Source organism: Paraburkholderia suaedae (assembly GCF_040812055.1).
GTDB lineage: Bacteria > Pseudomonadota > Gammaproteobacteria > Burkholderiales > Burkholderiaceae > Paraburkholderia.
In genome coordinates, this window is the sequence record NZ_JBFOAH010000024.1 from 62,042 (window position 1) to 78,986 (window position 16,945).

12 protein-coding genes and 1 pseudogene are annotated in these 16,945 nt (G+C 58.8%); 9 read left to right on the top strand and 4 right to left on the bottom strand.

The features are described 5' to 3' along the window. Window positions 1–378 precede the first annotated feature (378 nt). Window positions 379–678, top strand: a complete 300-nt coding sequence (locus ABQJ48_RS27500; protein WP_367841111.1) for a hypothetical protein — start codon at window positions 379–381, stop codon at window positions 676–678. Between the two features lie 92 nt (window positions 679–770). On the opposite strand, the gene ABQJ48_RS27505 is transcribed toward ABQJ48_RS27500, so the two are convergent. Then, the gene (locus tag ABQJ48_RS27505; RefSeq protein WP_367841112.1) at window positions 771–1,373 is read right to left on the bottom strand and encodes a GNAT family N-acetyltransferase; all 603 of its coding nucleotides are present in this window, start codon (window positions 1,371–1,373) and stop codon (window positions 771–773) included. Window positions 1,374–1,582: 209 nt separating this feature from the next. Between ABQJ48_RS27505 and ABQJ48_RS27510 the strand changes: the two genes are divergently transcribed. Beyond that, entirely contained in the window at window positions 1,583–1,873 is a 291-nt protein-coding gene (locus tag ABQJ48_RS27510; protein WP_367841113.1) for a hypothetical protein, read from the top strand. A 7-nt stretch (window positions 1,874–1,880) separates the two neighbouring features. On the opposite strand, the gene ABQJ48_RS27515 is transcribed toward ABQJ48_RS27510, so the two are convergent. Then, on the bottom strand, window positions 1,881–2,258 hold the full coding sequence (locus ABQJ48_RS27515) for an immunoglobulin domain-containing protein (protein ID WP_367841114.1): 378 nt from the start codon (window positions 2,256–2,258) through the stop codon (window positions 1,881–1,883). Window positions 2,259–3,376: 1,118 nt separating this feature from the next. Between ABQJ48_RS27515 and ABQJ48_RS27520 the strand changes: the two genes are divergently transcribed. The 6 genes and pseudogenes from ABQJ48_RS27520 (at window position 3,377) to ABQJ48_RS27545 (ending at window position 11,924) form a co-directional block, all read left to right on the top strand. After that, window positions 3,377–3,880, top strand: a complete 504-nt coding sequence (locus ABQJ48_RS27520) for a hypothetical protein (RefSeq protein WP_367841115.1) — start codon at window positions 3,377–3,379, stop codon at window positions 3,878–3,880. Further along, window positions 3,841–5,001 (top strand): GGDEF domain-containing protein, encoded by a 1,161-nt coding sequence (locus ABQJ48_RS27525; protein ID WP_367841116.1) that lies wholly within the window; start codon window positions 3,841–3,843, stop codon window positions 4,999–5,001. Before ABQJ48_RS27520 ends, ABQJ48_RS27525 begins: the two co-directional genes overlap by 40 nt. A gap of 390 nt (window positions 5,002–5,391) precedes the next feature. After that, the gene (locus tag ABQJ48_RS27530) at window positions 5,392–7,656 is read left to right on the top strand and encodes a putative bifunctional diguanylate cyclase/phosphodiesterase (RefSeq protein WP_367841117.1); all 2,265 of its coding nucleotides are present in this window, start codon (window positions 5,392–5,394) and stop codon (window positions 7,654–7,656) included. 228 nt (window positions 7,657–7,884) lie between these two features. Continuing rightward, window positions 7,885–8,583 (top strand): annotated as a pseudogene (phoU, locus tag ABQJ48_RS27535) (phosphate signaling complex protein PhoU); the annotation flags it as partial. A gap of 331 nt (window positions 8,584–8,914) precedes the next feature. Next, window positions 8,915–11,326, top strand: a complete 2,412-nt coding sequence (locus ABQJ48_RS27540) for an EAL domain-containing protein (protein ID WP_473094193.1) — start codon at window positions 8,915–8,917, stop codon at window positions 11,324–11,326. Window positions 11,327–11,516: 190 nt separating this feature from the next. Then, a complete protein-coding gene (locus tag ABQJ48_RS27545) occupies window positions 11,517–11,924 on the top strand; it encodes a response regulator (protein WP_367841119.1) in 408 nt (135 codons plus the stop codon). A 261-nt stretch (window positions 11,925–12,185) separates the two neighbouring features. Here ABQJ48_RS27545 and ABQJ48_RS27550 read toward each other — a convergent pair whose 3' ends face one another. Continuing rightward, window positions 12,186–12,659, bottom strand: a complete 474-nt coding sequence (locus ABQJ48_RS27550; protein ID WP_367841120.1) for a PRC-barrel domain-containing protein — start codon at window positions 12,657–12,659, stop codon at window positions 12,186–12,188. Between the two features lie 176 nt (window positions 12,660–12,835). On the opposite strand from ABQJ48_RS27550, the gene ABQJ48_RS27555 reads away from it, so the two are divergent. Beyond that, the gene (locus ABQJ48_RS27555) at window positions 12,836–13,024 is read left to right on the top strand and encodes a CsbD family protein (protein WP_367841121.1); all 189 of its coding nucleotides are present in this window, start codon (window positions 12,836–12,838) and stop codon (window positions 13,022–13,024) included. A 3,186-nt stretch (window positions 13,025–16,210) separates the two neighbouring features. On the opposite strand, the gene ABQJ48_RS27560 is transcribed toward ABQJ48_RS27555, so the two are convergent. Beyond that, on the bottom strand, window positions 16,211–16,939 hold the full coding sequence (locus ABQJ48_RS27560; protein ID WP_367841122.1) for a CBS domain-containing protein: 729 nt from the start codon (window positions 16,937–16,939) through the stop codon (window positions 16,211–16,213). Between the last annotated feature and the right edge of the window lie 6 nt (window positions 16,940–16,945).

Below are 16,945 nucleotides of genomic sequence, written 5' to 3' on the forward strand. Positions count from 1 at the left end.
CGGGTGCCAATTTATTGCTGTCGTCAAATAGGACGTGCTTGCCTTGTCGATGACCTCCACAGCCTCCTCCGCCGCAGCCCTCGTCTGCTGATTCAGCGCGTTACCTAATCAACTTCGTTTCGCGCCGGCAAGACGCCTCAACCCGCATCCCCGGCGGCATCGAGCGTCAGTTCGGACAAGGCGTCCGCTTTTATCTCGGCGAGCCCAGCTCCAAATCACTGCTCTGATGCAAACAGTTCCCGAGGACGGCGAACGGGCAAACATGAAATGAAGAATCTATCCCACGGCCAGCAGCGGCACGGGAATTGCGCGAATCAACGCAGCGGGGTTGCATCGACCTGGGGTCGCAACTGGTCGCTTTGCACGAGGGAGACCATCATGCGAGTTGCTACGAAAGCATTACTGTTATTGGCATTCATTTTGAGTTTGCCTGGCGCTGCCTATGCGCAGGGTGCGGGGACAAGTGGTGGCGGGGGCGCTGGTGCGGGCCAGGGCGGCACCGGAATGGGAACGCCGAATGCAAACGGACCTACGGCCTCACCGTCTGGCGCGTCGGGCGCAAACACGATGGGGAAGTCGGGCGACATGTCGCAACAGCAGACGAAGCCGAAGGCGCAGAAGAAGGGAGGAATGGATGCACCTGCTACCGACGGTGGCGGCATGAAGAAGGCGTACTGACGGCGGTGCTGTCACAGAAGCGTCCTTTGCAAGGTCGAGTTGCGGTCAGGAATGCTATGCGGTAGTGGGAGGAAACCGGATAGCGTTACGGGCTACAGCTTGCGCGGCGGACGCCACATGCCGCAAACGCGCGGCCCATTCCGCAACCCGGATACCGTTTGCACGTCGAAGCCGTGCGCGGAGTAAAACGGCACGTTGGCCGATTCGGCTGTCTCCAGATACGCGCCCAGTCCCTGCTCGTCGCACATGCGCAGGCCAGTCTTCAGCAATGCGCTGCCAAGGCCAGAGCGTTGCGCGCTCGGCTCCACTCCGAGAACGCCGAGATACCAGAACCTTTGACCGGCAGGATGCATCTGCGCGAGGTGGTTTAATACGTATAGTGCGACCGGCAGCGCCGCAAGGCCCGTGGCCATTGTCGTGCCGGGTAGCAGACGAAGATGTTCGGCCAGCGACAGCGGGTATCTGCCGGGAGGTAGCCAAAGCGCTGCAGCGTTCCGGTCGCCGCTGGTGTGCACAACGCCGCTTTCTGAGAATACACGAAGGTACAGCCGATAGACCGCAACCAATCTTCGCTGGCGAGACTGGTCATCGGGGAAGACATACGCAGCAACTGGGTCGCTGACAAATGCCCTGGCCAGCATATGCGCCAGCATTTTCCTGTCGGGGTCGCCCGCGCGGCGAACGGTTACCGTCATGACACGTGCCTCCCTCCCGGTGTTTCCTGCTCGCGGCACACGCTGCAGTCCCGCCGTGACTGCTCCCCGCCCTAAAGCACGGGCTTCCCAAGCCTTCAGGCGAGCGAAAGCGTGGTGTCACATGATAAATAAAGAGAGCATGCGCATGCAAGAGACACGCTTAAGGAAGCTCACAACCATCTGCCGCCAGGGCGCTCGCGCTGGAGCAGATGAATCGCCTGCCTGTGAGTGACGCAGATGATGAAATTCATCACGCGCTCGGCCACGTGGAAAAAGCGAAACAGGAACTGGAGCGACGCGCCTTCGCCTGTGAACAACTCCTTGCCGCTGAGGCTCTGTCCATTAAGCTGGGGAGCTCGATACTGCGATTTGGTCCGCAACTGAAAGATGACCGCACAGGCGTCGAGACGGTACGCATCATGGCTGCACGCCTTGTTAAGGTACCGGGCGGCCCCACCGATGGGTTGCATTTCAAGCTTGATTCCAGGCACGTCGACTGAACGAATGCTAATCGCCGGTGATGACTTCGTTCAAGACTGGCTTATGACCTTTGCCGTTGTCGATTGAATATCGATGCGCGCATTTGACGTTATACGGTGGCTCGTCGCCATCAAGCGTCGCCTGATTATATTTGCCGCATGGTGGTAGCATGGGGGCATCGTTCGGCGACAGTCGCGTGACGACGCCGCCTGGCAAAAGCTTTACGTCGACTGCTTTGTCGTACATGTTCTTGATTTGAAATCTGTCGGCAGGCACTATTTGCGGTTGCGGACCTTCGTTTTTCCCAACAAGCGGCTGTGCTGCTTTTGCAGTCGCTCCGTTGATTATAAGAAACCACACCACTGCACTCACGAGTATCGGCCTACTCGCGCGTTTGGTATTCATCGTCATCTCCTGGTTCCGCGGGAGGCCCGCCAGTAGCTCGAGGCGAAGGAGCAGGACGCGGCGACTCGTTGTTACCACGTTTTTTAACAAGCCGCTCTGACCGCCCTAACAAATAGCCTATCACGGACCCATAAAGCCCCACGACAGGCACAATTTGCTTCTCGTTGAAGCCCATGATGAGAGTCGCCGCCGAAAAGGTGACAATGATTGTGACTACCGATATCTGAACGACATCCGCAGGAGTGGGTTTAGGCTCCGCTTTACGAAGCAGGCACATTTGAATAACGAGAGCAATCATGCCAAACGCGGCAAGCCCACCTAACTCCCACAACTGGCGGGGGCTGATGTCATTGTCGGCCGGACGGGCCTCGCGCTGTTCGGGGTTCTGGGACTCCGCACTCGGTTTCGAAGCGGTCGCCTCGCTTGCTCCTGAATTCGCCACACCGGAGGCAGGTTGCACGGATGATGCTGGTAGCACGACCTAATTGCATTCGGCGGTGCCAGTGTACCTACTGCCAGGTGCAACGCCCGCTCCATCTTTGGCAAAGCTGGTGGTGGACCCGCCGCTCACGGCCAGCAGTGAAAAAGACAAGGAAAGGAAACACCATCCAGCAATGGCGAAATATCGACGATGTCCGCTATTTAACGGTCGAAGGAATCGCCTTAAGGCACGACGTAGCATGGAGTGCCTCCCAAACAGGTTATTCGTCTTCTCAAGTTCATCGGCGGTCCCATTAACGCGCCCGGTGCCAGAGAAATGGCGGTTGTTGGCGGGTCGTTGGCGGGAAGCACGCGGTCCTGGTCGTCGACAAAGTCCATCGTCGCCGCGCAGGGAGTTTTCTCAAGCCCAGGGCGGCCAGCTGTCAATGGCTGTGCCTCCTTTCCTCTTCGTCCACACGGCTGCCTTCAAGACCAACCTGGACACCTATCTGGCATTCCGTTCTCGAAGGGGTAGTACAGGTCGTGCCGTCGTCAGCTGGAGGGAATGAAGGTACCGTCTCAGACGAAATAATTGCCTTGATGACCTCACCCTCTTCGCCGACGACAAACTGCAGGTTCAAAACCGCACCGCTGTCGTATCGTATTTGCATGTCTCCTGTGCAGTCGGAATTGACGCTGTGCTCGGCAATCTCGCTGCCAATCTCTTGGTTGGCGAAAGCCTGGGGGTGTCCTTTGCCTATTCGTTCGCCGATATCGTCGAGGTGTCGGTGGCGTTCGTGTTTGCACCAAGTATCTCGGCAATCGCAGAACTGATTCGTCCGAAGCCGCTTGTCAGATTTCTGAGCGGTGGTGTCCTGCTCGCGCCCATAGCGTCTGGATTGGTTGCGACCACTCTGCTGCGCGGACAACTGAACGGCCATATGCTGCCGAACCTGGCCAACTGGTTCGTCTCGGATGCCCTGAGTCTCGCCATTTTCACGCCGGCCGCCTTGGTCTTCTGGACTGGCGAGGTCACGCAGTTGTTGCGCGCGGACCGTCCAAGAAAGACAGGCTTTTTTTGCTGCTTCTGGTTTGCGTCGTTACAACAGGCGTATTCGGGCAAACCCGCGTTCCACTGCTGTACTGGGCGCTCCCGCCAATTGTGCTGCTGGCATTCCTGGCCGACTTCGCCGGTGTACTGATTGGATTGCTGTTGTGCCTCACGATTGCGGTGTCGTTCACCATGCGTGAGTCGGGACCGCTCTGGATGTTTCCCTATCAAGGCATGCAGGGCCGCATCTTCCCCCTACAACTCTTCCTGGTGGCCGCGTTGGGCATAGCTCTACCTATCAGCGCCACTCAGGCGCAGCGTAACCGCCTTTTTGCGATACTCCGTGAGGGTGAGCGGCGATACAGGATACTGGCCGAGAACGCGAGCGATATCGCCATGAGCATGGAGCTCGAAGGCAGGCTTACATACGTTTCTCCACGGGCTACGGCGGTGATTGGAATTGCCCCAGAAAGCCTCGTCGGCGCGCACTATCCGGACCTTGTTTTGTCCGCTGACCGGGACGCCCTGGCCACGGTGATTGAGAAGCTGGCAACGGGTGCGACTGAGGGTTCCCACGTCAGTCGTTTCCAGTGTCACGATGGTCAAATCCTGTGGATGGAAACTCACCTCCGCCCCGTCATCGACCCGTTTTCCGGCAAGCCGGTGGCGCTTACCGCTACCGCTCGGGACATCACGGAGCGCAAGGCAGTAGAGCAACGCCTCGCGGATGAGCGAAGGGAACTGCATGGGCTCGCCTTCCGGGACGGTCTGACAAGTCTCTTCAACCGTCGGCATTTCGACCGTGAACTGGAGTGTCAATGGCAGTATGAAGCTCGGACCGACAAGCGCGGTTTCGTGGCGGTTGTCATAGTCGACGTCGACGCCTACAAGAGCTATAACGACCACTACGGCCATCAGGCTGGCGATGAGTGTTTGTGCACGATTGCACAAGCCATTGCGTCTTCGGTAAAGCGTCCGACAGACGTAGTGGCCCGCTATGGTGGGGAAGAATTCGCATTGATTCTGAAAGATACCGACCTGCAGGGCGCGCTGGTAGTCGCCGAGCGCATCCGGCAGGGGGTGGAGAACCTGCAGATTCCGCATATGGGATGCAGCACTGGAGTTGTCACGGTCAGCGTTGGCGTGGCCGCGCAACGACCGAGCGACGGCGGCGACGGGGGCGGTCTGGTTGCAGCCGCAGAGCGCGCGCTCTACATTGCCAAGCGCGCTGGACGGAACCGGACGTGCGGGGCCCAATCCGATGGCGCGTAGCGGGAGGACGGGATGTGACGCGAGGTGCTGCCGTGTCCGTGTGCGCAATTACTGTCGACGCAGTATTGGTCTTCGTAGGTGAAATCGCCTATGCTTCCTGGCGCCTACTGCACGGATTTCCGTCCCGATGAGCCGCAACGACCGGGGTCGAAAGGCCTTGCATCTGGACGTGTGATTCAGCGCGCATATTTTCGGGCGTTTGCGTTCAAGTTAATTTGCGTGCCGTCGTAGCGGTTGTGAAAACTAATAAAGAATGGTGGCGGTATCTGCTTCCGGCGCAATGTTCCATGCGGTCGAGTTTTCCGAAGTGGTCGCCCGTAATCGGCGGACACGTACCGCGCGGCTGCAAAGATGGGATAAGTGGAATGGTAACTCGGGAGGCGTGACATTTTGAAGGACCTGATTGAGCGCTTGATGCGCCCACCCGAGCCCCGCAGGTGGGTTGATTATATTGATATGCTCGCCGCATTGGCCACGTGGGCCGTATGCGCCATATCAAGCGTCGCCGCGGCGCTTCGCGGGGGACCTGCCGTGGCTGTGGGCCTTTCGTCATTCGGTTTCTTCGCCGGGGGCTATGTGGTGGTCCGACTGCAAAAGTACAGGCGCATGACTCATGCGACAGAAGAACTGACGCGAGGACTGTTGGCCGCAAACCGTGACTGCCTGAAGCTGCTGGACTGCGACGGACGCATACGCTGGATATCCGATGTCGGTCGACAACTGATGCGCGCTGAAACTCCGGCACAGCTACTTGGCGCAGACTGGCTCGCATTCTGGACACCAAGCGACGCTCGGGAAGCTTTTGAAGAAGCGCGCACCGGATTGCAGACGTCGTTTTTCGCGTCTTGCCTTACCCTATCGGGTGAAACAAAGTGGTGGCGCTCGGACCTCGTCCCGCTTAATGATAGAAGGGCTGGAACGACGGCGATTCTGTGTGCGTCGCATGACGTGAGCGCCGAGGTCGAATCGACCGCTGAGCTTCGGCGAAACGCTGGAATACTGCAGCAGATGGAGGACCACGTACAGGCCGTATTCTGGCTGACAAGCAGCGATTTCCAGATTCTGCATCATGTCAGCGCCGGTTTCGCCAGTGTATGGGAAATGCCGCTTTCGGAACTGCATCAGAATCCGGCAGCCTGGCGTATGCGTGTTCATCCGGACGATTTAAAGTCGCTGCTCATCCGCATGAGAGCGGCGGCACGCAATAAATCGGAAGCGCACTCTTTCTTCCGGCTGCTGATGCCTGATGGCCCGATGAAATGGATTCGCGCGGACGTTTATCCGGTAAAGGATGAGAATGGAACTGTTGCGCGTCTCGTAACTGTATGCGTCGATGCTACTGAAGAGCGGACGCGTCTGCAGCAGCTCGAGACACTGGCGCAAAGCGACGGGTTGACGGGGCTGCTTAATCGCCGCGCTATGTTGGAAGCATTATCAAAGTGTTGCCAGGATGCGTTGCCCTTCGCGTTGCTGTACATCGATTTGGACCGTTTCAAGGTGCTCAATGATGCGGCCGGTCACTCCTTGGGCGATAGTGTGATTAAGGAACTTGCCAGGCGTATCCGCAAGACTCTGCCCGACCATGCAGTTGTATCGCGTCCGGGCGGCTGCGATGAATTCACCATCATCGTACCCGGCGAATGGGAGCGCCGGGATATTGACCGTCTGTGTCAGCGCTTGGTCGCTTGCGCCCGTCGCCCATTTTCACTAGCGGGAAAGACCCTGTCTGTAACGATTTCGGTCGGAGCGGCGCTCTTCCCGGAGCATGGAGGTTCGCCTGAGGCACTCTTTACCGGTGCGGACCTTGCGATGCAGGCCGCGAAGCGGGCCGGCCGTAACGCGTATCGGCTTTTTGGGGCGGAGGAACAAGGCGACCGTGACCGTCTGCAACTCGAAAGAGAGTTGCGCGAAGCGGTGCGCGATAAACAGTTCGTCCTTTTCTACCAACCACAGTTTTGCGCCAGGTCCGGACGGCTTACGGGGATGGAAGCCCTCCTTCGCTGGAATCACCCGAACCGGGGCCAGGTGTCTCCTGGTGAATTTGTTCCGCTTCTGGAAGAGACGGGCCTTATCATTCCGGTCGGATACGGGGTAGTGCTGGAGGCTATCGGCGCACTATCCGAGTTTCGCAGGACAGGTGCACATGACATCTCGCTGTCGATTAACGTTTCGGCCAGACAATTTCATGATTCGGGGCTCGTTGATGTCATTCGGAGCACTCTGCAGAAGAACGACATCAATGGCTCGCAACTTGTGGTCGAAATCACTGAATCTACATTAATGCAGAGCTTCGAGCGCGCGCGGGAAATCCTCGCGCAGCTCCGGCTCCTGAACGTGCGCATCGCCATTGATGACTTTGGCACGGGTTATTCAAGCCTGAGCTACGTAACCAGGTTCCGACCGGATATCCTGAAGCTGGACAAGTCGCTTGTGGATGACGTCGCTGCCGACCACGCAGCCAACGCCGTAGTCGATGCCGTCATCGGGCTGGCGCATAAACTGAACATAGTCGTCGTTGCTGAAGGAGTAGAGACGGAAGCTCAGTTGGACATCTTGCGGTCAGCGAACTGCGATGAAATTCAGGGATACCTGCTAGGCAAGCCCGAACCATACCAGGTTCTATCGGGGCGATTTCTGGACCAGGGCGTTGCGTAACTGCCCCGGCGAGTCATGTACCGCGGATGTACCATGCGTCTGGGTGCGCAAAGACTGGCTGGACGAGGTCGAGCTGGACGCGGCCAGGCGTCGACGTCGATGTCGACACCATCAATGGTCTCAATGGTTTGCATCCGCTCTCCGCGGGTGATGGGTATGGGTCACAGTCGCACATTGCATCGGCTAACTGAGGAATACGTCACGGGCCACTTCGGGTAACGAACGAAAATGTCGGACAAGGAATTTTCAGCCAGTTTGACGCTGACCTGAATCTGCTTTCAAGTAGGCTGCTCGAGATGGGCGGACTGGTGGAGGCGCAGATTGCGTGTGCGATGGATGCGCTCAACGCATTCGATATGGCTCTTGTTGACAAGGTCATCGAGGGCGAACGCCGGCTTAATGCGATGGAAATAGAAATCGACGAAGAGGTGACCAATATCATCGCTCGTCGACAACCGGCCGCTCGTGACCTGCGACTCCTGATGGCTACTTCCAAGTGCGTCACCAACCTCGAGCGCGCGGGCGATAAGCCCGAGAGATTGCGAAACGGACGCGTCGCATCGGCAGGGAGGCGAACGCGCGAAGCGTCAACATCGCTGAAATCAAGCTTTCCGGCGAAATGGCGGCACACATCCTTCGCAGGGCGCTGGACGCATTCGCACGGATGGATAACGTTGCAGCTGCACAGATTGTCAGGGATGACGAAGCCATCGATAACGAGTTCCGCGCCTTCGTGCCAGGCTGGTCTCGTACATGACGGAAGACCCACGGACAATCTCGATTGGACTGGACTACCTGTTCATGGCAAAGGCCATCGAACGCATCGGCGACCACGCGACAAATATCGCCGAGTCTGTTGTCTACGTTGTGCGGGCTACTGACGTCCGCCATGTATCCCGGGAGCAGCTTGAGCGCGATGCCTTGGGCTCAGGAACGCCAGAAGCGGAAATCTGTGGACGTTCGCGGTGTCGACAAACCTCTTCGTGGTTACGCCGGCCAGTGCTGAAGGGTCCATGATGGCGTACCGGGATGATGGGATATGTGCATAGGTCCTGTCGAACGGGGCGCAACGAGCAAGGCCATTGGCGCGCCTGAACATGCACCCGACGGCGAGTTCAAGCTGTTCCGCAGTTCCGCCTTTACGTCCCGAAATGTTAAAGATTCGTGAAATCTGACCGTAATAGTAAAGACGTGGGTGTAAAGACGTGGGTGGCACATAGCGTTCAACCTGCCACTCGAACAGTAGTCGGAGAACAGCGTGAGATTTAAGGCGGCACGGGACCGTAAAAAAAACAGTGCGAATCGGTTTCGGGACGATGCGGGCGCAAACCCCGGTGCCCGCCCAGCACGAAACCAGCAGTTCCTCTCTTATTTCCTCTTCCGATATGGTCAACACAGGTCCCCACCTCTGGGATGTATCTTCATTGCTATTGCTGCCGCAATTGGCATAGGTGTACTGGTGCATCATGCAGCCAGTGAAGCGGCGATTACCGTACGGCTTGCCTTGTCCATTGCGGCAGGCGTCGCGGGGTTCGCGGCTGTTTGCAGAAAGCTTGGCTCTGACTACGCCCAGCAGTGTGCCGCAGTCGCGCTAGCAAGTGGACTGCTAAATTCGAATCGCGACTGCCTGAAGCTGCTGACTGTAGATGGAAAAATGCTGTGGGTGTCGGAGCAGGGCGCCGCATTGATGGAAGCGGAGTCACCGGAGCAACTGGCCGGCGCGGACTGGCTGAATTTCTGGCGCGCGGACGACCGCACAGCGGCGGAAAACGCCTGCAGTGGCGCGCTCACAGGGAAGAGCATGTCTTTCACTGGAAGCTGCGCCACCACCAAGGGACGTACCAAATGGTGGAACTCCACGCTCTCGCCAGTTACTGGCGAGGACGGCGCGGTTGTCGCGCTTCTTTGCGCTTCAGAAGATGTCACCCAGCAATGTGAGTTGTTGAAAACGCTCCGCGAACGTGATGAGCTGATGCATGAAATGGAGTCGCATGTGCGGCTTGTTTTTTATTCATATAGCCCGGATTTCGAACGCTTCCATCATGTAAGCGCAGGGGTTGAGCGCGTGTTCGGCATTACGCCCTCAGAGCTCAGCAGGAGACCTTCCGCGTGGCTCGAGCTGGTGCTGCCTGAGGACCTGGAACCTTTGCGCGACGAGATGCGTCGCATCGCGTCTGAAGCGGCCGAAGGCCGGTTCGACTACCGCATCCGACGCCCCGATGGTTGCCTGCGTTGGATTAGAAGCACGGCTTACCCCGTCCGCGATGAGTCGGGAGACGTGGTGCGCATTGTTGGGGTCAGCGAGGACATCACGCTAGAACAGGAACGCCTCGAGGCACTCGACCGTTTAGCCTACACGGATGGGCTGACGGGTTTAGCTAACCGTAGCGCTCTCATTCGGCGGATGAAAACGCTTTGCACACAGAACGTCCCCTTCGGTCTCATGTTTATTGACCTGGACCGATTCAAAGTGCTTAACGATACGCTGGGCCATACTGCCGCTGACCGTCTGTTGAAGGACATCGCGGAAGTCATCCAGGGAGCACTTCCTCCCGATGCATGTATTGCGCGTCTTGGAGGAGACGAGTTCGCGGTAATCATCTCTGACGAGACGGACAAGGACAGGTTGGCAACCTTGGCGCAATCTCTTCTCAGCGTGTTTTCGAGCGACGTTCGGAAAGCCAACGCTGAGCCGTTCGTCACGGCGTCTATCGGCATCTCTCTCTTTCCTGAACACGGTCGGGACCACGAGGCGCTCCTCACAAGCGCGGATATTGCAATGTATGGGGCAAAGAAGGGTGGCCGCAACGGCTTCAGGTTTGCCGACCAGGCGTCCAGCGATGTACTTGGAGATTTCGAACTGGAACGCAGCCTGCCTAAGGCGCTCGCGTGCGAGCAATTCGTCCTTCATTTCCAGGGTATCCATGAGCCAGCTTCCCTGGCCTTGAAAGGCGTTGAAGCGCTCCTTAGATGGAACCATCCAACGCGAGGCATGGTGGGACCCGGTAGTTTCATCCCGATACTCGAAGCGAGCGGGTTCATCGTGGAAGTTGGGGCATGGGTAATGGATGCGGCCCTGGCTCAACTGGCGGTCTGGCGGTCCGCCGGAAGAAGGGGACTTTGCATGTCAGTGAACGTGTCGGCGCGCCAGCTCAGGGATGACACCATCGTCGCGGTAGTTGACGAGGCGCTGCGCAAGCATCAATTGCCGCCGCGCTGCCTTGAAATCGAACTGACTGAAACTGCGCTGATGGAGAACCCGTCACTCGCGCAGAAGACGCTGCTAGCGCTGAAGCGCCTTGGCGTGCGTATCGCTATCGACGATTTCGGGACGGGCTACTCAAGCCTACGCTATCTGGCCGACTTCTCGCCGGACACGGTGAAGATTGACCGTTCGTTTACGGAAAGGCTCGGTTGCGACGCAGCTACCGCGTCGATTGTCCGGGGCATCGTTCAGATGTCGCATGAACTAGGCATGAAGGTGACGGCCGAAGGTGTCGAAACGAAAAAGCAGTTACATGCCCTGCGCGACGCAAGCTGCGACTATGTCCAGGGATATTTTCTGACAAAACCAGCCAATCCACAGAACCTTGTCGATGGATGTCGCTCGCTGGCGACGCGGCACGGCCAAACTTCCGTATCTTCGTTTGCGGCGGATGGTCAGGACTGACAGTGTCAATGCGTCCGGCTGGCGCCTGGAACAATGCTCGTCAAATCTACGTTCCATTCTGACAGCTGGCTTTCGGTAGAACGCATGCCGGCTGACTCGTCACCGTGCGCGCTTCCTCGTAGCGGGGCGCCCGCTGCGTCGAGGCACGCTCGTTGCGCGCGTGGCCCACGCAACACCGTATTTGTGCGCCATGTCTACTGTGCTGCTCGTTGATGACGATGTGGAGAGCTTGTGGGCGATGCAGCTTGCGCTGGAGAGCCGGGGCCATCATGTCCTTCTTGCAGAAAGCGCAGGTGATGCGCTGCGAAGGCTCGCCCACGAACCCGCGCGCTTCGTCGTCACCGACCTCGAGATGCCGGAGATGGATGGAGCGGAACTGTGCAGACGGCTGCGGTGCCAGCCTGTATTCGCCCAGCTACCGATTGTCCTCATGTCGGCGGCGCCTGAACCGACGGTTGGGCCGCCGTGCTGGACAATGTATCTCCGCAAGCTAGTAGACCTGTCCTCACTGTTGCGTGCGCTCGACTGTTTCGTTGCGCACCGGCTGAGCTCGACGCCGGGCACCGACACCAATCGGACCGGCCGGCCGGGCCGGTGAACTGACGTTACCGAATTCCCCGAACGGCGCCGAATGCTGCACCGGACTTGCCGTCCCGTTGCGTGAACGTGCTCGCCGCGAGGGCGGCTGGCTCAAGAGCGGTCCAGCGACGGCCTCCCTATGCCCGGATTAATGCGGCGACTGTAGCGATGGCGGCTCCCGCGTGGCTGGTCGCCGAAGCTATGCGCGGATGCCACCGCGATGGCATCCGCGTTAGGTCTCACTGCCCATATGCCGTGGACGGCTCACGGGTAGTCTGTTTCAGTGCTGGCTCGGCCGGAAAGTCGGGTCGCTTTCCACCACGTCCTGGGTTGCGGACCAGTATGGTTGCCGGTTGTAGTAGCTGTACGTCGACTCTCCCCATTTTGCATCCGCCATCGCCGGCCAGTGGTCCTTGTCGAAGCCGGGGTCGTCCTTGAGGCGCTGCGCCGCAATATCGACGACGAAGCACTTCTCGTCCGTATCGAGAGTCAGCGCGCTCCACGGGATGGCGTGCAGGTTAGAACCCATTCCGAGGAAGCCGCCCTCGGAAAGGACTGCATAAGCGATGCGACCGTTACGGACATCGAGCATGATGTCCGAAATCTTTCCCACATGTTCGCCGTCCGAAGACACGACCTTGGTCCCATCGAGCGTCGCTGCAGCCATGACCTCGGGCCCCGGACCTTCGCCGACACCGCCGCCGACGATGTTAGCGCCGCCTTGAGTACCGCCTTGTGGGTTAATTGAGCCCATCACGCACCTCCATAACAAAACAGTGCTCTAATTCGTAGCAAATGCTATGCCCGCAACGGCGACCTAACCTCCGCTCCCAACTGAAGGAAAGGTCCGCGAACCACGCGCTTTTCCTATACTGATTTTGTCGCGATTTGACTATCGCGACGTTGGTCGCATACTCGGAGGAAGGCATCATGAACAAGGACCAGGTCAAAGGCGTTGCTGAAAAGGTGAAGGGCAAGGTCAACGAGGCAATGGGCAAGGTCACGGGCAGACCGGCCCGGGAACTGAAGGGCGACGTCCAGCAAGGCGCGGGACAAGCCAGGAAAGACGCCGGTGACGTCAAGGAAGCGGCGAAGGACCGTCCCACACGTCACCATTAGCCGCATACTTCTTTGCGCTGGGTCAATGCATTGACCCAGCGTCAACCGCTGGTCTGGACGGCCGAGTCCCGAAGTGGTTCGCCGGTGCCGGCGATGAACGCGTGCCTCACTGCGCCCCTGATGTCACGCGACATTTCAAGCCGTGCTGTGACCGTCCTCAAGGCCGCCGTGAACAGGGCGTGCACTTGGTCAACCTCACTGCGCACGGGCATTCATTCCATGCAGTCGACTTTCCGAATGATGGATACCGTTGTCGCCCAGTCGTCGAGCCGCTAAACGGCGGCAAATGTCGCTGTCAATTCGACAATCCTACGCGGCTGTCACAGCAAACTTATGCAGCCCGCGACCGAAGGCAACCGAAGAATTAAATCGACATGAAAAAGTGCGATATCGTTAGGATTCCTATTAAGTCAACTTTGCAAGCTCAACCTCCACGCAGCGCACGACTGCGTACTCCGCGCTGATGCACCTTACGCCAATATGGACCCAACAGCCGCCGTGCTGTCTGGTTCCGGGCCGGCGGATGCACTGGTTCGCGCATTGGCCCACGGTTCGCTAATCGTGGCGACGTATGGCCCGGAGGATGTGTTGGGTGATGCGAGCGCCGTGTTCAAACGGGCGTTTCGGCTTCAGGCAGTCGAAGGTGCCACGACGTTTGCCGACCTGATATTGCGGGTGCGCGCAACCGTACTGGGCCGGGAATCGATTCTGAAGACCCTCACCGGGTTATCGCCGAGACGCAACTACGACAACGCAGTCAGCCTGGGCACGGTTTTTACGACGGACACTGTCTTGTTCGATATTGGCGCGAACTGCCTGCAAAATTTTTGCCGCCCTGATGGGAAGTCGCTTGACGCGGGCAAGGTTCGAATGACGGTCAGGAACTCGTGCAGTGCGACCTTCAACGCCGTCGCGGGAATCAACAGCCAGTCCACAGGTATGTGCTACTGCGACTCAACGGTGTCGGCTCGCGCTTGCGCAATTTCCACCGGGTGTTGCTCGTCATAGGTGTCGAACAACTGTAAGCACAACTGGGTCAGTAATGCGAGGTCCATGGCCTGGTCTGCGTGTTCGACCTCTCCTGCGTTGAGCACGTCATCGAGAACCGGCGCAAGACGGCGCAATCGGCCGAAAGTGGCGTAGTCGAGTTCATGTTGGACCTCCTGTTGTCAGCTGGTGGAGCGCATCCTCAGCTGACCAGTCCGAGGAGGTTGCTTACGCTTGACCTGCCGAGCTTTTGAGTGTCCTGAGCGAACTCCAACTGTTTCATAGTGTCTTTTCCATCGGCCCTCCTGGCATTTCGACGCTGACCTCGTACTGTCGCATCGGTCGCGGTCACGGTCGCCTAACTGACCTGAGGAGCGAAATAGCCGCAGCGGTAGTCGTGATATCCGCGCGCGCCAATCGCCCGTATTCCAGTAGCGATGTCCGTCCCAACACCGCTCACCATTTCCAGCCGAGGACTATTAGGGCCCGCGATGACTCGCGCTGGCGCGTAGGGGCGGGCTCATAGACGGCAGAGGTGGCGGTGGCGCATAAACAGGCGCGCGCCTCATAAACGGCTGCCGGAAACCCGATAGTTTGCCCGACATCGACGCGGGCCACCGCTGCCCCTCAAAGTGCAAGCGCGGTGGCTCCAAGGCCTGATGAAAGCGTCAGGTGTCTCGCTTAAACCTTGCAGAGTGCTGCATTCCAGCTGTATTGGCGTGCGGTGAGTGTGCAGGAGAGGGGGCTGGTGCGCCAGAGTGCGGGTGAACGACCTCGAGGTATTCCAGCGGAACGCGCTCAAGCCGTTCTGGCCGCCGCTCACCATCCAGCGGGAATTCGACGCTTACGTGCTTTCCCATGGGCTCATACGCCAGGACCTGCCCGACCCGACCTCGAAACCGGCTTGCCGAGCGGTCGTCGAGTGCACTCAGGCGAGCAGCAGTGAATATCACGAGAGTCTTTTTTCTTACCTGGGACATAAGCAAGTCCTTAATTCCATTGTTCAGAAGATAGGACACCGGTGCAGGCGACGCAAGGCAAAAAAAGGGGCTCGCACCCCAAGCAAGCCGTTTCGGCGTACGACGGCTCTCGCGTCAGGGTGACTTCTTCGTCCGCCGCCAAGGTACCGGGAGCACCAAGCGTTGCTGGAGGCACGGAAAAGCCAAAAATCGACAGCTTGCCGCACTGCAGGCCGCCGAGGGGCGCCAGCTATGCGAAGGACCGTCGTGCGGGCGGCATTTTCGGATACGGAGTGAGCGTCCGTTGTCGGTTCTATCGCCTACCTGCCGTTGCGAAGCGACGAATCAGCGACCCTAGGCGCGCGCCTTGCGCACTTCGTTCGTGAGCGGCAGTCGCTTTGAGGTACCCGCTTCGGAGGTGAACCATGAAACATAACAACATGACGTTTTGCGCTTCGGCTCTCGTGATGGCACTGGCGGCAATCACATACGCGCACGCTGGCGGCCCTGCTGGTGGGACGTTAACACCGGGGGTCGCTTCGATGACAGCCCCAAACGACAGTCAATACGGTTCGCCGGATGTCACGCGCGGTGGCGTCGGTGTGCTGCAGAGCAGCCCTCCGACCGCAGGTGCTAACCGCGGGAAGGCCAATGGTCTGAATATGGGTACCCGTAGCGGCGTGAACAGCGACGTCAACAGACCACGGTACGGCCCAAAAGAAAACAGCCAGTAGTGGTAACAGCGGACTGCACGCGGCGTCAGCATCGGCAGAGGCTCACTCGACAAGCAACAAGCGCATGCCTGCAGGTTCGGGTGAACGCGTGGACAGGGGTCGACGGCTTCGTCCCGCGGACGACTCGTGAAATTGGTTTCGCCGGCGCAGGCACGCGCGGCAAAGGTGTCCCTGAGCGGGACTTTTGTTTGCGGGTTCCCTCAACGGTGAGTCGCACCACGAAGCGATTAGCGGCTGAGACACCTCACGGCCCGGGGCAAACGCATTCTCAGGGGCATAAGCTCGCAGCGACCCGCGGGAAGACGTCCATCGGACGCAATTTATTCCCGCACGACTCCCATTGCGACTCGATTGATGACATCGGGGCATAAGCACTTCGCGTCCCCTACGAAGGAAGGTCTGGGCGAGCGGTCCAGTTCCCGCCATCAGGTGAGAGACGCAAGCGCGCTCCGCGACATATCGGAGCATGTTGAATCGTCCTGCGAACACCATGTTGCTAATATCCATTATTTCGCTGGTCGACGGTCCGCATCCACTTCGTTTGCTGCCTGCTCCCAGAATTGCACGTCCCGTCCTTCAGGAGCACCGGCTTCTTCCCACAATGTCCGTGCGCGGGGGCGAATATGGGCGTCACGCTCGGAGGTGCACTCGCGGTCCTCAAGGTGCCTGCCGTCTGCATCGACTGACATGGTGACGACATCGTATCCGTTGGCAATCGTCGACCAATTCGAAACCTGCTGAGCTTTCTCGAACTGAGTGATTGCACCTTCCACGGCCTCCTGCTTCGTCCCTTGAGCCACCGCGACGCGCATTAGCTCACTGTGATGCGGCATTCCCCCATTTCCCAGAACTTCCCTGTAGAAGACAACTTCGTATGGGCGCCTTTCTGAGGCGCCACCTTCCACATCGCTCATGGAGATGACGCCGACCAGATGTCCGTCGCCGTCGGTAACAGCGAGCCTCTGCACATGAGCCGCGTGCATTGTCAGCACTGCTGACTCGACCGGGTCGTCTTCGCCGCAACGGATGACGTCCAACGACATGACGTCGCAGACTTTCATCACGTTGGTGTCTAAACCGTCGGCCACGCCGCGCATTGCGATATCACGGTCAGTAATCATCCCGAGAACCGTGTCGTCCTGGCACACTGGAAGACAGCCAACATTTTCCCGCTTAAGAATGCGCGCTGCCGCGGCCAGTGTCTGGTCCGGTCTAACGCAGACCGCATCTTTCATCCGCTC

Coding starts and splice junctions, on each gene's coding strand:
- ABQJ48_RS27555 (WP_367841121.1), top strand. CDS start 12,836: ATGAACAAGGACCAGGTCAAAGGCGTTGCTGAAAAGGTGAAGGGCAAG.
- ABQJ48_RS27560 (WP_367841122.1), bottom strand. CDS start 16,939: ATGAAAGATGCGGTCTGCGTTAGACCGGACCAGACACTGGCCGCGGCA.
- ABQJ48_RS27510 (WP_367841113.1), top strand. CDS start 1,583: ATGAATCGCCTGCCTGTGAGTGACGCAGATGATGAAATTCATCACGCG.
- ABQJ48_RS27500 (WP_367841111.1), top strand. CDS start 379: ATGCGAGTTGCTACGAAAGCATTACTGTTATTGGCATTCATTTTGAGT.
- ABQJ48_RS27505 (WP_367841112.1), bottom strand. CDS start 1,373: ATGACGGTAACCGTTCGCCGCGCGGGCGACCCCGACAGGAAAATGCTG.
- ABQJ48_RS27515 (WP_367841114.1), bottom strand. CDS start 2,258: ATGAATACCAAACGCGCGAGTAGGCCGATACTCGTGAGTGCAGTGGTG.
- ABQJ48_RS27550 (WP_367841120.1), bottom strand. CDS start 12,659: ATGGGCTCAATTAACCCACAAGGCGGTACTCAAGGCGGCGCTAACATC.
- ABQJ48_RS27545 (WP_367841119.1), top strand. CDS start 11,517: ATGTCTACTGTGCTGCTCGTTGATGACGATGTGGAGAGCTTGTGGGCG.